This window comes from Bacillus sp. EKM501B, from assembly GCF_011800505.1.
GTDB lineage: Bacteria > Bacillota > Bacilli > Bacillales > Bacillaceae_G > Bacillus_A > Bacillus_A cereus.
Genome location: NZ_JAALFZ010000002.1, coordinates 566,761 through 582,614, shown reverse-complemented (window position 1 = coordinate 582,614; position 15,854 = coordinate 566,761). Strand labels below are relative to the sequence as shown.

Below are 15,854 nucleotides of genomic sequence, written 5' to 3'. Positions count from 1 at the left end.
ATTGCTGTCCATTAGAGCGGGAATAAAAGCGACTTTTCGTGCGAAATAAGAAGGAGATGTTATAGATGTTAGATAGAGAGGCTTTGGTAGAATCATACCGCGGACAGTTACAAGTCGTTTTAGAAAGTAAAGTAGAAGAGTTTCAAATGTTCGGCTACGACAGAGTGACAGATGATGACATTTGGAAGTTTCTTAAAGTAAAAAAGTGGAAGAAGATAGACAGCGATGTTAGATTGTATGAATTAGTTAATGACGTATTAACAGTAAGTGCTAATGAATATATGACATATTTAACTGTTGAAGCATATCAAGCGCCACTTTGGTCATTTGATGAATATGAAAATAAATAACCGACTGCAATTGGTTTGTTCTTCCTTTTGCAGTATAATGATAGGTATTGATAATCAGGAAATAATTATGTCTAAGATCATATATAAAGGAGGTAGTGAAGAGAGAAAACAAATAATGAAAGTGCAGGTATCGTGAAAACGTACCGGCACAGCTAGTGATGAGCTAGCAAAATTATAGAAAGGAAGTCTACTAACTAGACGTATGCACACGTGTAAAAGTGAATCGTAAGAGATTTATTTAAAGTGTTAGTAGCGGAAAGAGGGTACATATGGCAAAGCGTGGTACGAGAATTGCCGCCTTTTTCCTCATCGTTTTATTAATCGGTGGAGTAATTGGTGCGGCAGGAAAAGACATAGCAAAAGGAATTAGTCTAGGACTAGACCTTCGCGGTGGTTTTGAAATTCTGTATGAAGTAAAACCAGCCAAAAAAGGTGACAAAATCGATCGAGACGTACTTGTAAGTACAGTAGGTGCTCTTGAGAATCGTGTCAATGTTCTCGGTGTAAGTGAGCCGAACATTCAAATCGAAGGGCAAGATCGAATTCGTGTACAGCTTGCTGGTGTACAAGATCAGCAAAAAGCACGTGAAATGTTATCAACACAAGCGAAATTAACATTCCGTGATGTAGATGATAATCTTCTTATGGACGGAACGGATTTAAAAGGCGGCGGAGCGAAGCAAACATTTGATGAGCAAGGCCGTGCGAGCGTAGGTCTTACACTAAAGAGCGCTGAAAAATTCCGTGAAGTAACTGAAAAAATTTCAAAAATGCCACCACCAACGAATTTAATGGTAATTTGGCTTGATTTTGAAGAAGGAAAAGATTCGTACAAAGCAGAATCTGCAAAACCGAATCCGAAGTTCTTATCAGCAGCAACAGTAAACCAAGTATTTAACCAAGCTGAAGTATCTATCGTAGGTGGAAACTTCACAGTTGAAAGTGCGAAACAACTTTCATCTTTATTAAATGCAGGTGCACTTCCTGTTGATTTAAAAGAAATGTATTCAACATCTGTTGGAGCGAAGTTTGGTCAACAAGCGTTAGAGCAAACGATTTTCGCTAGTGCGATTGGTATCGCTCTTATTTTCTTATTTATGCTTGTATTCTACCGTTTACCAGGACTTGTAGCGGTTATTATGTTAGGTTTATACATTTTCGTTACATTACTTGTCTTTAACTGGATGCATGCAGTTCTTACGTTGCCAGGTATTGCGGCGTTAGTGCTCGGAGTAGGTATCGCAGTTGATGCGAATATTATTACGTACGAGAGACTGAAAGAAGAGTTGAAAATTGGTAAGTCCATGATGTCGGCATTCCGCGCTGGTAACCATCGTTCATTAGCAACAATTCTAGATGCAAACGTTACAACTCTTGCGGCAGCTGGTGTGTTATTCGTTTATGGTAATAGCTCTGTAAAAGGATTCGCAACAAGTTTAATCGTAAGTATTTTAGTTGGTTTTATTACGAACGTATTCGGTACTCGTTTCTTACTAGGTTTACTTGTAAAGAGCCGTTACTTTGATAAAAAACCAGGATATTTTGGTGTGAAACAAAAGGATATTATTCCATTAACAAAAGGTGTAGTACATCCGCCAACGAGATTTGATCGTATTAATTTCGTAAATATCGGTCATAAATTCCTTATCTTCTCGATTGTAGTTGTAATTGCGGGTGCAATTATCTTACCAATTTTCAAATTGAATCTTGGTATTGACTTTGCGAGTGGTACACGTATCGACTTGCAATCAAAACAAGCTGTTACGGTGTCTGATGTTCATAAAGATTTTAAAGAATTGAACATTGATGTGAAGGAAGAAAATATTGTACCGACTGGAGATGACAATAAAGGTTTCGCAGTTCGTACATTAGGTGTTTTATCAAAAGATGAAATTGCGAAAACAAAAACATTCTTCCACGATAAATATGGTACAGATCCAAACATAAGTACAGTTTCACCGACAATCGGTAAAGAAATTGCACGAAATGCATTTATCGCTGTACTGATTGCTTCTGCGGTTATCATTTTATACGTAAGTATTCGATTCCGATTTACGTATGCGTTATCTGCAGTACTTGCATTATTACATGACGCTTTCGTTATGGTTGTTATGTTTAGTATTTTCCAACTAGAGGTAGACTTAACGTTTATCGCTGCAGTACTAACAATCATCGGTTATTCTATTAATGACTCGATTGTTACATTTGATAGAAACCGTGAATTATACAAACAGAAAAAACGAGTGCGCGATATAAAAGATCTAGAAGAAATCGTAAATGCAAGTATTCGCCAAACGCTTGGTCGCTCGATTAATACCGTATTAACAGTGTTATTCCCAGTAATTGCACTGCTTATCTTCGGTAGTGAGTCACTACGTAACTTCTCGTTTGCGTTACTTGTTGGATTAATTGTAGGTACGTACTCTTCTGTTTTCGTTGCCTCTCAAATTTGGTTAATGCTTGAAAACCGTCGTTTGAAAAAGGGAAAAAACAAGAAGAAGGTTGAGAAAGTAGAATCTGAACCGCAAGTATAGAAAAGATGATGTCTCTTTATGAGGCATCTCTTTTTTCGTTTGTGGATACAATAAGATAGCAACTTTTTAACAGAAAGAAGATGGAAGAAAGTGGTGGTGTTATCGCTGTTTTTGTTAAAATAAAAAGATAGGTTAAGAAAAGAAGGGATTTTAATTATGGAAAAAGATGAACGTTTTAAACAGGCCGAGTTTGGTGCCATTGTCGGGATCGTTGGTAATATTATATTAGCGATTGTAAAGGCGGTAATTGGTTATATTGGGAACAGTAAAGCGCTATTAGCGGATGCCGTGCATTCTGCATCAGATGTAATTGGTTCGCTAGCTGTACTTTTTGGATTGCGAGCGGCAAAGCAGCCACCTGATGAAGATCATCCGTATGGTCATGGTAAAGCGGAATCGATTTCAGCGATTATTGTTGCGGTATTATTATTTATTGTGGGACTTGAAATCGCGATTTCATCTATAAAAGCTTTTTCGCAAGAACTAGAACCGCCGAAAGGAATTACGATTTTTGCTGTTGTTCTTTCAATCGTCGTGAAAGAAGGAATGTTTCAATATAAATTCCGATTAGGGAAAAGGGTAAATAGTGATGCAATTATTGCAAATGCATATGAGCACCGTTCGGATGTGTTTTCTTCAATTGCAGCTTTAATCGGTATTTGTGCAGCTATACTCGGTGGTAAGCTTGGTATAGACTGGCTTGTATATGCTGATCCGATTGCAGGATTAGTTGTTTCGCTTCTTGTTGTAAAAATGGCATGGAGCATTGGAGCGGAAGCAATTCATGCAACGCTTGACCATGTTCTTCATGAGGAGGATGTTATTCCGCTTAGAGAGGCCGTTCTTCAAGTAGATGGTGTGAAAAAAATTGGTTCTTTATATGCACGGGAGCATGGTCATTATGTTATTGTCGATATTAAAGTGTCTGTAGATCCATACATTACCGTAGAAGAAGGACACCGTATTGGAAAACATGTGAAAGAAATACTTATGAAACAAGATAATGTACAAAATGTATTCGTACATATAAATCCGTATTCTCCAAATTAAACATCATTAACATTTTAGTATATAGATATTGCATCGTAGTTTGCATTATATTGTCACCCCTTAATCTGTCTTGTATAATGAACAGGTTAAGGGGTGATTTCGTGTTACAACCGAAGACGCGTTGGAAAGAAAAAGAATATAATGACGAGCGAGTGAGTGAATTAGCAAGTAAATTACAGTTATCGCCACTTGTCGTTTCATTATTCCTCGGTAGAGGACTAGATACAGAAGATAAGATTTTAGATTTTTTAAATACAGAAAATCAAGAATTTCATGATCCATTTTTATTAGAAGGAATGGATAGAACGGTAGAACGTGTAAATAAGGCGATTCAAAATGGAGAGCAAATATTAATATTTGGTGATTATGATGCGGACGGAGTAAGTAGTACGACGGTTTTATATCTTGCTCTTCAAGAATTAGGTGCAGAAGTAGAATTTTACATTCCAAATCGTTTTACAGAAGGGTATGGACCGAACGAAGAAGCATTTCGTTGGGCGCATAGTGCAGGTTTCTCACTGATTATTACTGTCGACACTGGCATCGCAGCAGTACATGAAGCGAATGTAGCGAAAGAGCTTGGAATAGATCTAATTATTACAGATCACCATGAGCCACCGCCAGAATTGCCAGAAGCGCTTGCGATTATACATCCGAAATTAGAAGGTGGCGTATATCCGTTTCACTATTTAGCTGGTGTAGGTGTTGCGTTTAAAGTTGCGCATGCACTATTAGGCCGTGTACCAGAACATTTATTAGAGATTGCAGTAATCGGTACAGTAGCCGATTTAGTATCACTTCATGGTGAAAATAGGTTGCTAGTGAAACGCGGTTTAAAACATATGCGTATGACGAGAAATATTGGTTTGAAGGCATTGTTTAAAGTTGCTAACGTTTCGCAAAGTGAAATTACAGAAGAGAGTATTGGCTTCTCAATTGCACCTCGTATTAATGCGGTTGGGCGTTTAGAAGATGCTGCGCCGGCTGTACACCTTTTATTATCAGATGATCCAGAGGAAGCGAAAGAGTTGGCCGAAGAAATTGATGAGCTGAACAAACTGCGAAAAGATATTGTAAAGCAAATTACAGAAGAAGCTATCGCTGAAGTTGAAAATAACTTCCCGCCAGAAGAAAACAAAGTATTAGTACTTGCAAAAGAAGGCTGGAACCCAGGGGTAATTGGAATTGTTGCTTCTAAATTAGTTGAACGTTTTTATCGTCCGACGATTGTATTAAGCATCGATCCTATAAAAGAAACAGCAAAAGGCTCAGCACGTAGTATTGCAGGATTTGATTTGTTTGCAAACTTATCAGATTGTAGAGAGTTATTGCCACACTTCGGAGGGCATCCGATGGCAGCGGGAATGACGCTACATATGAATGATGTAGATGAATTACGTCGCCGATTAAATGAACAAGCAGATGCGATTTTAACAGAAGAAGATTTTATTCCAATTACAGCAGTTGATGTTTTTTGCAAAGTAGAGGATGTAACGCTAGCGGCAATTGAAGATATGCAAAAACTAGCCCCGTTTGGTATTGGAAATCCGAAACCACGTATTGCAGTAAAAGATGCAGAGTTAGAAAGCATTCGCGCAATCGGATCAGATGGTTCTCATTTAAAAATGGCTCTTCGTGATGGACAAGCAACACTGGATACAATTGGATTTGGTTTTGGTGCATATGCGAAAGAAATCTCTCCAGTTGCAAAAGTATCTGTAATAGGAGAAGCATCCATCAATGAATGGAATAATTTTAAGAAGCCACAACTAATGGTACAAGATATTGCTGTAGAGGCGTGGCAATTATTTGATTGGCGTAGTATGCGTAATGCAGAAGCAAATTTAGCAGAACTTCCGAAAGAAAAAATAACAATGGTGTATTTTTCTGAAGAGGTATTGAATAAATTTTCTTTAGAGAGCTATAAAGAAAAGCTCATGCATGCTTCAGAAGTAACGCATTTAGATGATCAATATATTGTGTTACTTGATTTACCAAAAGGAACAGATGAATTACGTGAGCTATTTAAGGCAGGATTCCCAGCGCGAATTTATACGCTATTTTATCAAGAGAATAACCACTTATTTAGTACAGTTCCGACGAGAGAACACTTTAAATGGTACTATTCTTTCTTAAGCCAAAAAACACCATTTTCTTTAAGACAATATGGAGAACAACTATGTCGTCATAAAGGTTGGTCAAAAGATACAGTAAATTTCATGACACAGGTGTTTTTTGAGTTAGAATTTGTTACAATAAAAGATGGCGTCATTTTTATGGCAGACAAAAAACAAAAGCGTGATTTAATTGAATCGAACACATATCGTGAGAAAATGAACCACTTACAATTAGAAAAAGAATTGGTTTATAGCACATATCAGCAACTATATACATGGTTTGAAACGATTCGTAATCATAAAGAAGTAGAACAGTTAGGGTAAAGGATTTGTATTTACAAACCTTTTAGATCTGAGGAGGATTCAGAAATATGGATTTCAAGCAACATATCGCAATTGTACCGGATTATCCGAAAGAAGGTATTGTGTTTAAAGACATTACACCTTTAATGAATGACGGTAAAGCATACAAAGCAGCAACAGATGCAATCGTTGAATACGCAAAAGAAAGAGATATCGATGTTGTAGTAGGACCAGAAGCTCGTGGTTTCATTATCGGTTGTCCAGTTTCTTATGCGTTAGAAGTAGGATTTGCGCCAGTTCGTAAATTAGGAAAATTACCACGTGAAGTAATTACAGTTGACTACGGTAAAGAATATGGTAAAGATGTTTTAACAATCCATAAAGATGCAATTAAGCCAGGTCAACGCGTATTAATTACAGATGACCTATTAGCTACAGGTGGAACTATCGAAGCGACAATTAAGCTAGTTGAAGAACTTGGCGGAGTTGTAGCAGGGATTGCATTCTTAGTAGAGCTTACTTACTTAGATGGTCGTAAAATGTTAGATGGTTACGATGTATTAGTATTAGAAAAATACTAATCACTATATAGGTAAAACTACGGTGATAAAAAGTACCCGTGAATCTCTTGGAGAGGAGCGGGTACTTTTGTATAATTGAACAAAAAATCATGGTGAAATGTCAGTAAAATCTTTTCCTTTTCACAATTCACAATCATTGGGTTATAATGATAGAATATAATTTATTCTATTAAATAAAGATAAAGTCAATTTTCAATAAAAGGTGATTCGATGGCAAATGAGCAGGTACTAACAGCTGAACAGGTACTCGAGAAAGCAAGTCAATATTTAGTGGATGAAGATATTGAGCTAGTAGCACGTGCCTATGAATATGCACGCGATGCGCATAGCGAACAATACAGAAAATCGGGTGAACCGTATATTATTCATCCAATTCAAGTTGCAGGTATTTTAGTTGATTTACACATGGATCCAGCTACGGTATCAGCAGGTTTCTTACATGATGTAGTGGAAGATACAGAGATTACGTTAGAAGATATTGAACGGGAATTTAACAAAGAAATTGCTATGCTTGTTGATGGTGTTACGAAGCTTGGGAAGATCAAATATAAATCTCACGAACAACAACAAGCAGAAAACCATCGCAAAATGTTTATTGCAATGGCTCAAGATATTCGAGTTATTTTAATTAAACTAGCTGATCGTCTTCATAACATGCGTACATTGAAACATTTGCCTCAAGAGAAGCAGCGTCGCATAGCGAATGAAACGCTAGAAATCTTTGCACCTTTAGCACATAGACTCGGAATTAGTACTATTAAATGGGAGCTAGAGGATACGTCACTTCGCTATTTAAATCCACAACAATATTATCGTATTGTAAATTTAATGAAGCGTAAACGTGCAGAACGTGAAGAATACTTAGACGAAGTAATGACTGGTATTCGTGAGAAATTAAAAGAAGTTGCAATTCAACCTGAGATCTCTGGAAGACCGAAACATATTTACAGTATTTATCGTAAAATGGCACTGCAAAATAAACAGTTCAATGAAATTTACGATTTATTAGCTGTACGTGTTGTTGTAAATAGTATCAAAGATTGTTATGCAGTGCTTGGAATTATTCATACGTGCTGGAAGCCGATGCCAGGTCGTTTTAAAGATTATATTGCAATGCCAAAAGCAAATCTATATCAATCTCTTCATACGACTGTAATTGGACCGAAAGGTGATCCACTTGAAGTGCAAATTCGTACGAAAGAAATGCACGAAATTGCAGAATTCGGGATCGCGGCACACTGGGCATACAAAGAAGGAAAAACAGCAGAAACAACAGGTACATTAGAGAAGAAACTCACGTGGTTCCGTCAAATATTAGAATGGCAAAATGAAGCTTCTAATGCAGAAGAATTTATGGAGTCATTAAAAATTGATTTATTCTCTGACATGGTATTCGTCTTTACACCGAAAGGCGATGTAATGGAATTACCACTTGGATCGGTTCCAATTGATTTCGCGTATCGTGTCCATTCGGAAATTGGGAATAAAACAATTGGTGCAAAAGTAAACGGGAAAATGGTAACGCTGGATTATAAATTAAAAACCGGCGATATCATTGAAATTTTAACGTCGAAACATTCATATGGCCCAAGTCAAGATTGGGTAAAACTTGCTCAAACATCTCATGCGAAAAATAAAATTCGTCAATTCTTTAAGAAACAACGTAGAGACGAAAATATTGAAAAAGGCCGTGAACTTGTTGAAAAGGAAGTACGTGGTCTAGAGTATGAGATGAAAGAAGTATTAGCGCCTGATAACTTAAAACGCGTCGCTGAGAAATTTAACTTTGCAAATGAAGAAGATATGTTTGCAGCAGTTGGATATAGCGGAATTACAGCTTCGCAAATTGTTACGCGACTAACGGACAAGTTCCGCAAGCAACGCGAAGAAGAAGAAATTGTTGAAGTTAAAGAAGTTCGTAAACCGATGAAAATTCGAAAATGGGATTCTGGTGTAAAGGTAAGCGGTGCTGATAATTTATTAATCCGTTTATCGAAATGCTGTAACCCAGTTCCGGGTGATGATATCGTTGGGTATATTACGAAAGGCCGAGGTGTATCGATTCACCGCCGTGATTGTGTAAATGTTCATACAGAAGAAGCGATAGAACGTTTATTAGAAGTTGAGTGGGAAGGTAGCCCTGAAAAAGAAATAGAGTATAACGTTGATATTGAAATTTCAGGTTACGATCGCCGCGGTTTATTAAATGAAGTACTGCAAGCTGTTACAGAGACGAAAACATACATTTCAGCTGTTTCTGGTAGAAGTGACCGTAATAAGATGGCAACAATTAATATGTCAATCTCGATTCGTAACTTACAACACTTGAAAAAAGTAGTAGAACGCATTAAACGCGTTCCAGAAATTTATGCAGTACGACGCATGATGCATTAATAGGGAGTGTAGAAAGATGAGAGTTGTTTTACAACGATCAAAGAAAGCGTCTGTCACAGTAGACGGTGAGATCGTAGGACAAATTCCGTTCGGTTTAACATTACTAGTTGGCATTACGCACGAAGATACAGAAAAAGATGCAACTTACATTGCGGAAAAAATTGCAAACTTACGTATTTTTGAAGATGAGAGCGGAAAGATGAATCATTCTGTACTTGATGTAGAAGGACAAGTTCTATCTATTTCGCAATTCACATTATACGGAGATTGCCGCAAGGGAAGACGTCCAAACTTTATGGATGCTGCGAAACCTGATTATGCAGAGCGTTTATACGATTTCTTTAATGAAGAAGTTCGTAAACAAGGATTACATGTGGAAACAGGGAAGTTCGGAGCAATGATGGATGTTTCTTTAATCAATGATGGTCCGGTGACCTTAATTGTAGAAAGTAAATAGTGTTGATAAAAAAGAGAGGGTTATATAATCCTCTCTTTTTTATACATTGTTGTATGTTTTGTTCATTTATTTGGAATTAATAGCAGTTTTGGTTATGTATAACTCTTTCATCAATATGGAACAATAAAAAGTAAAACATCCATATTGAATGTGAGGGATATACGTATGCGTATGAATGAAAAAGGGCATTCTGTTACAAATGGTGCAAATCAACTATTTAACGTGAATTTTCATGATTTTATTTCAAAAGAGCAAAACAATACTTCAATGGAGCTTGCTTCCGAGTTTGGGATTTCTCTTCAAGATGTAAAGCGTTTAAAGAAGCAGATTGAACGTTCTTAGAGCACTTGACAATCCTACTTAACAAACGTATAGTAATTTTATATTTACATATGAATATAACCGTTGATAGAGAAGAGTAAATGAGACACACATGGAAAGAGAAGGAATGTCTTAGGCTGAAAACATTTCTACATGATGACTGATTGAATGACACTCTAGAGGTTTCAACTTGAACGGCATATACGCTTAGTAGGGATGAACGCATATTTAAGCGTTATTAAAAAAGTGGAAGCATAAGTGCTTCAATTAGGGTGGCACCACGGGTATAATACTCTCGTCCCTACTGTTCAAACAGTAGAGGCGGGAGTTTTTTTATTTTTATTAAGATTAAAACAATTTGAGGAGGAACTGAATATGTCTATTCAAATCCCACGCGGAACGCAAGATATTCTTCCAGGCACTGTTGAGTTATGGCAGTATATCGAAGGGCAAGCACGCGAAATTTGCCGTCGTTACAATTATAAAGAAATTCGTACACCAATTTTTGAGCACACTGAGCTATTTTTACGCGGTGTTGGTGATACGACAGATATCGTACAAAAAGAAATGTACTCATTCCAAGATCGTGGAGAGCGTAGCTTAACATTACGTCCAGAAGGTACTGCACCTGTTGTACGTTCTTACGTTGAAAATAAAATGTTTGGTGATGCAACACAACCAACGAAATTATACTATATCGGCCAAATGTTCCGTTATGAAAGACCACAAGCAGGTCGCTATCGTCAATTCGTACAATTCGGTATCGAAGCAATCGGCAGTAATGACCCTGCAATTGATGCAGAAGTAATTGCACTTGCTGTTGAATTTTACCGCGGCATGGGCTTAAAAAATATTAAAGTTGTATTAAACAGTTTAGGTGACGCAGCGAGCCGTCAAGCACACCGTGATGCATTAATCGCACACTTTGAGCCACGTATCGGCGAATTCTGTTCTGACTGTCAATCTCGCTTAGAAAAGAATCCACTTCGAATTTTAGACTGTAAGAAGGACCGTAACCATGAATTAATGGGAACAGCACCATCTATTACAGAATACTTAAACGAAGATTCAGCAATATACTACGACAAAGTTCAAGAACTATTAACGATGATGGATGTTCCGTTTGAAAAAGATCCGAACTTAGTGCGTGGTTTAGACTACTACCAACACACTGTTTTTGAAATTATGAGTGAGGCAGAAGGTTTCGGTGCGATCACTACATTAAGCGGTGGTGGCCGTTATAACGGACTTGTACAAGAAATCGGTGGACCAGAAATGCCAGGTATCGGTTTTGCAATGAGTATTGAACGTTTAATTATGGCGCTAAAAGCTGAAAACATTGAATTACCACTTGAACATAGCATTGATTGTTACGTTGTGGCGCTTGGCGAAAAAGCGAAAGACCATGCTGCAAAAGTTGCGTTCGATCTTCGTAAAGCTGGATTGTCAGTTGAAAAAGATTATTTAGATCGCAAAATGAAAGCACAATTTAAATCAGCAGATCGTCTAAAGGCGAAATTTGTAGCTGTATTAGGAGAAGATGAGCTAGATAAAGGCATCATTAACTTAAAAGATATGGCAACAGGTGAACAAGAAGAAGTAGCGTTAGATGTATTTGCTTCATACGTAGCAGAGAAATTAATATAGGGGGAACTTACAGTGGCTGAAAGAACACATGCATGTGGAAAAGTAACAGTAGAAGCTGTTGGACAAACAGTTCAATTAAAAGGTTGGGTACAAAAACGCCGTGACTTAGGTGGATTAATCTTTATCGACTTACGTGACCGTACAGGTATCGTGCAAGTTGTATTTAACCCAGAAACATCAAAAGAAGCGTTAGAAGTAGCAGAAACAATTCGTAGCGAATACGTATTACACGTAGAAGGTACAGTTGTTGAACGTGGTGAAGGCGCAATTAATGACAATATGGCAACTGGTCGTATTGAAGTACAAGCAACAAAAGTAAATGTACTAAATGCAGCGAAAACAACGCCAATCATCATTGCTGATGATACAGATGCATCAGAAGATGTGCGTTTAAAATATCGTTATTTAGACTTACGTCGTCCAGTAATGTTTAACACATTCAAAATGCGTCATGACGTAACGAAAACAATTCGTAACTTCTTAGACACAGAAGAGTTCTTAGAAGTAGAAACACCAATTTTAACGAAAAGCACGCCAGAAGGAGCTCGTGACTATTTAGTGCCAAGTCGTGTGCATGATGGTGAATTCTATGCACTACCGCAGTCACCACAGTTATTTAAACAGCTTCTTATGGTCGGCGGATTTGAGCGTTACTATCAAGTAGCACGTTGTTTCCGTGATGAAGATTTACGTGCGGATCGTCAACCGGAATTCACGCAAATCGATATCGAAGCTTCATTCTTAACACAAGATGAAATTTTAGATATGATGGAGCGTATGATGACGAAAGTTATGAAGGATGCAAAAGGTGTAGAAGTTAGTGCACCATTCCCTCGTATGAAATATGCTGATGCAATGGCTCGTTACGGTTCTGATAAGCCAGATACACGCTTTGAAATGGAACTAACAGACTTATCTGAGTTTGCAGCAGGTTGTGGCTTTAAAGTGTTTACAAGTGCTGTAGAAAGCGGCGGACAAGTAAAAGCAATTAATGCAAAAGGTGCTGCAAGTAAATATTCTCGTAAAGACATCGATGCATTAACTGAATTCGTGAAAGTATACGGTGCAAAAGGTCTAGCTTGGCTTAAAGTTGAAGAAGATGGCTTAAAAGGACCGATTGCGAAATTCTTCAGTGAAGAAGATGCAAATGTGTTAATGAGCACATTAGAGGCTACTGCTGGCGACTTATTACTATTCGTAGCAGATAAGAAGAGCGTTGTTGCAGATAGCTTAGGTGCACTTCGCTTACGTCTAGGTAAAGAGCTTGAGTTAATTGACGAAAGTAAATATAATTTCCTATGGGTAACGGATTGGCCACTTCTTGAGTACGATGAAGATGCAGATCGTTACTTCGCAGCTCACCACCCATTCACAATGCCATTCCGTGAAGACGTTGAGTTACTAGAAACAGCACCAGAAAAAGCACGTGCACAAGCATATGACCTTGTATTAAACGGTTATGAGCTTGGTGGTGGATCACTTCGTATTTACGAGCGTGACGTACAAGAAAAAATGTTCAAAGCACTTGGATTCTCACAAGAAGAAGCGCAAGAGCAATTCGGGTTCTTATTAGAAGCATTCGAATACGGTACACCACCACACGGCGGAATCGCATTAGGTTTAGATCGTCTTGTTATGTTACTTGCAGGCCGTACGAACCTTCGTGATACAATTGCATTCCCAAAAACAGCAAGCGCAAGCTGCTTATTAACAGAAGCTCCAAGCCCAGTTGCAGAAGCACAGCTTGAAGAGTTAAACTTAAAATTAAGCTTAAAAGAAGAGAAGTAAGAATAGGGTCTAGATGGTTATACTATAACCGTCTAGACTTTTTTTGAGAGGTTGTTTAAAAAGTCCGGTTTAGATAACTGTCGCATCTCATCGTTGCTTCGCCAGTCCGGTGCTCGAGTAGTATTTTTCTACACTGCGCTCCTCCTGGCTTCAGCGCCTCGATCTGCTCGGTTCTCTAAATCCTCCTTTTTAAACGTGTATTTAGGAAGAAATGAAATTCTGGTCTATGTTTTCATTTTCGAAATATGTATTTTTAGGAATTCTATAACTTTTTCTATACAAATAGTCGGAAAAACGCTAGAATACATGGTAGACCATTTTTGTAATAGGAGTGTAGAGCTGAATGTTACATCAATTTTCACGTAATGAATTAGCCTTCGGTAAAGAAGGACTTGAAATATTAAAAAATAGTACAGTCGGTATTTTAGGAATTGGCGGCGTAGGCTCTTTTGCAGCTGAAGCGTTAGCACGTTCTGGCGTTGGACGTCTTGTATTAGTTGATAAAGACGTTGTAGATATTACAAACGTAAACCGTCAAATTCACGCTTTAGTATCTACTGTAGGACGTTCAAAAGTAGAATTAATGAAAGAGCGTATCGCAGACATTAACCCAGAGTGTGAAGTAATTGGACTTGAAATGTTTTATACAGATGAAACATATGAAGAGTTCTTTAAGCACGGTTTGGATTTCGTAGTGGATGCATCTGATACGATTACGTTCAAAATTCATTTAATTAAACAATGTTTACGTCGTAAAATTAAAATTATCTCCAGTATGGGTGCAGCAAATAAAATGGACCCAACTCGTTTCCGTATTGCGGACATCTCTAAAACACATACAGATCCAATTGCGAAAGTCATTCGTACGAAGCTTCGTAAAGAGGGTATTAAAAAAGGTGTAAAAGTTGTCTTCTCTGACGAAAACCCAATCGTAATTCGTGAAGAGGTACGTAAAGAAATTGTACCAGACGAAAATGCAAAAATTCGTAAGGCGAAATTACCGCCTTCATCAAATGCATTCGTACCATCTGTGGCAGGCTTAATTATGGCAAGTCACGTTGTACGTGAACGTATTAAAAATGTAGAAGTGAAACGTGTAGGGCAAGAATAAAAAAAAGCATATATCCATTTTGGATATATGCTTTTTTATATGTATTAAAGAAATATGGATATTTGCATTACTACTAGTTCAAATGTAAGTAAGGTTAGTAAGTAAAAATCATATTTATCTGATTTATAGGCGGATGTCTTTTTTAGACTGTTAATGGTGAAAAGAGCTAAAGTTAGGACGAGAAGGCCAAGAGTTATTTTGAAGATTATTAATGAAATAGCAACCATCCCCCTTTAAAGGTATATGTTTATAATAATATTTTAGTAAAAAATATCTAATCCGTTTTAGGAGTTTCCTTGTATGACAAGGAGGAATGTTATTGTCAATCTTTGTCGTTAAATCGATATCCTTTATTGAATCGTTGATATATTGCAAGTTGTGATAGATATATTCGAAAAATCGTTGATATATTGCAAGTTACGATAGATATATTCGAAAAATCGTTAATATAATTTCATTTACCGACATGTATATATATGATTTACCGAAAACAAACAAGGATGTCACTCAGTCAAAAAAGTGACATCCCTGTTTTTAATTCTCAGCAGAATAAATAATATCTAAATTCCCGTTTTGATCGGTTTTGAAAATCGGGGCAATTTGCTCTTCTTGCTCTTCGACCGAAACAAGTTTTCGAGCACGATCCATAATTCGAACAAGCATCGCGTAATCTTCTTCGATTGCTTGTTGTTTTTTTGTGAGTACCGCTAATTTCGTTTCAAGTTCATGATTCGTTTTTTGCAGAGAAGTGAGCTGAGCTTGTAATACATCATTTTCAGTTTGCAACTTTGCGAGTGAAGGGTTATTATGCTCCAAGTTTTGCAAAAATGAGATGACATTTTGCATCGTAAGTTCTTGTTTACTTGGCGTAATATCTTCAGAAAACTCAGCATCGATTACGAGTTGTTTCGTTTTCGTGAACTGATTTTTTTCTATTTTAGCTTCAGAGCGCTTTAATTCTTTACGTTGTTTCTTCGCAAGCTGCACAGCATCTTCGTAATTCGGTCTTACTTCAGCATTCCATCTAAAGCCGCAAGCTGCTGAAGTCCGGTTCAACGTATCGCCGACTTCATCAAATGCTTTTATTTGTGTACTTCCGCTGCGAATATGTCGTAAAACAGTTTCTGCTAAAAGGAGATCATCTTCTTTTGTCCATGCATCTTGACGTGTTTTCATAAGCGAAGCCTCCATAATGGTGACG

The 15,854-nt window shown here is 37.4% G+C and carries 12 protein-coding genes and 1 other annotated feature; of the genes, 11 read left to right on the top strand and 1 reads right to left on the bottom strand.

All coding sequences use genetic code 11. From position 1 onward, the window contains the following. The first annotated feature begins 65 nt into the window (after positions 1-65). The 11 genes from HFD78_RS07820 (at position 66) to HFD78_RS07770 (ending at position 14,653) form a co-directional block, all read left to right on the top strand. Positions 66-350, top strand: a complete 285-nt coding sequence (locus HFD78_RS07820) for a post-transcriptional regulator (protein ID WP_000886978.1) — start codon at positions 66-68, stop codon at positions 348-350. A 269-nt stretch (positions 351-619) separates the two neighbouring features. Further along, positions 620-2,884: a protein translocase subunit SecDF gene (secDF, locus tag HFD78_RS07815; protein ID WP_001119065.1), complete on the top strand. Its 2,265-nt coding sequence runs from the start codon at positions 620-622 to the stop codon at positions 2,882-2,884. 156 nt (positions 2,885-3,040) lie between these two features. Beyond that, positions 3,041-3,934: a cation diffusion facilitator family transporter gene (locus HFD78_RS07810; protein ID WP_000409746.1), complete on the top strand. Its 894-nt coding sequence runs from the start codon at positions 3,041-3,043 to the stop codon at positions 3,932-3,934. A 101-nt stretch (positions 3,935-4,035) separates the two neighbouring features. Next, complete coding sequence (gene recJ, locus HFD78_RS07805; RefSeq protein WP_000941238.1) at positions 4,036-6,375, top strand: single-stranded-DNA-specific exonuclease RecJ; 2,340 nt, start codon at positions 4,036-4,038, stop codon at positions 6,373-6,375. A 47-nt stretch (positions 6,376-6,422) separates the two neighbouring features. Then, positions 6,423-6,935 carry an adenine phosphoribosyltransferase gene (locus HFD78_RS07800; protein ID WP_000346215.1) on the top strand — a complete coding sequence of 171 codons (513 nt, stop codon included), beginning with the start codon at positions 6,423-6,425 and terminating at the stop codon, positions 6,933-6,935. A 210-nt stretch (positions 6,936-7,145) separates the two neighbouring features. Further along, complete coding sequence (gene relA / locus HFD78_RS07795) at positions 7,146-9,329, top strand: GTP diphosphokinase (protein ID WP_001262811.1); 2,184 nt, start codon at positions 7,146-7,148, stop codon at positions 9,327-9,329. 16 nt (positions 9,330-9,345) lie between these two features. Continuing rightward, positions 9,346-9,786, top strand: a complete 441-nt coding sequence (locus tag HFD78_RS07790) for a D-tyrosyl-tRNA(Tyr) deacylase (RefSeq protein ID WP_001266965.1) — start codon at positions 9,346-9,348, stop codon at positions 9,784-9,786. A gap of 165 nt (positions 9,787-9,951) precedes the next feature. Further along, the gene (locus tag HFD78_RS07785) at positions 9,952-10,128 is read left to right on the top strand and encodes a hypothetical protein (protein ID WP_001242605.1); all 177 of its coding nucleotides are present in this window, start codon (positions 9,952-9,954) and stop codon (positions 10,126-10,128) included. 54 nt (positions 10,129-10,182) lie between these two features. Continuing rightward, positions 10,183-10,413, top strand: a binding site (T-box leader). A gap of 69 nt (positions 10,414-10,482) precedes the next feature. After that, a complete protein-coding gene (gene hisS / locus HFD78_RS07780) occupies positions 10,483-11,754 on the top strand; it encodes a histidine--tRNA ligase (RefSeq protein WP_000027081.1) in 1,272 nt (423 codons plus the stop codon). Positions 11,755-11,766: 12 nt separating this feature from the next. Next, the gene (aspS, locus tag HFD78_RS07775) at positions 11,767-13,542 is read left to right on the top strand and encodes an aspartate--tRNA ligase (protein ID WP_000840905.1); all 1,776 of its coding nucleotides are present in this window, start codon (positions 11,767-11,769) and stop codon (positions 13,540-13,542) included. A 343-nt stretch (positions 13,543-13,885) separates the two neighbouring features. Next, positions 13,886-14,653, top strand: a complete 768-nt coding sequence (locus tag HFD78_RS07770; RefSeq protein ID WP_000903177.1) for a tRNA threonylcarbamoyladenosine dehydratase — start codon at positions 13,886-13,888, stop codon at positions 14,651-14,653. Between the two features lie 534 nt (positions 14,654-15,187). Here the strand turns inward: HFD78_RS07770 and HFD78_RS07765 are convergent. Continuing rightward, positions 15,188-15,829 carry an RsfA family transcriptional regulator gene (locus tag HFD78_RS07765; protein WP_000857722.1) on the bottom strand — a complete coding sequence of 214 codons (642 nt, stop codon included), beginning with the start codon at positions 15,827-15,829 and terminating at the stop codon, positions 15,188-15,190. Positions 15,830-15,854 lie beyond the last annotated feature (25 nt).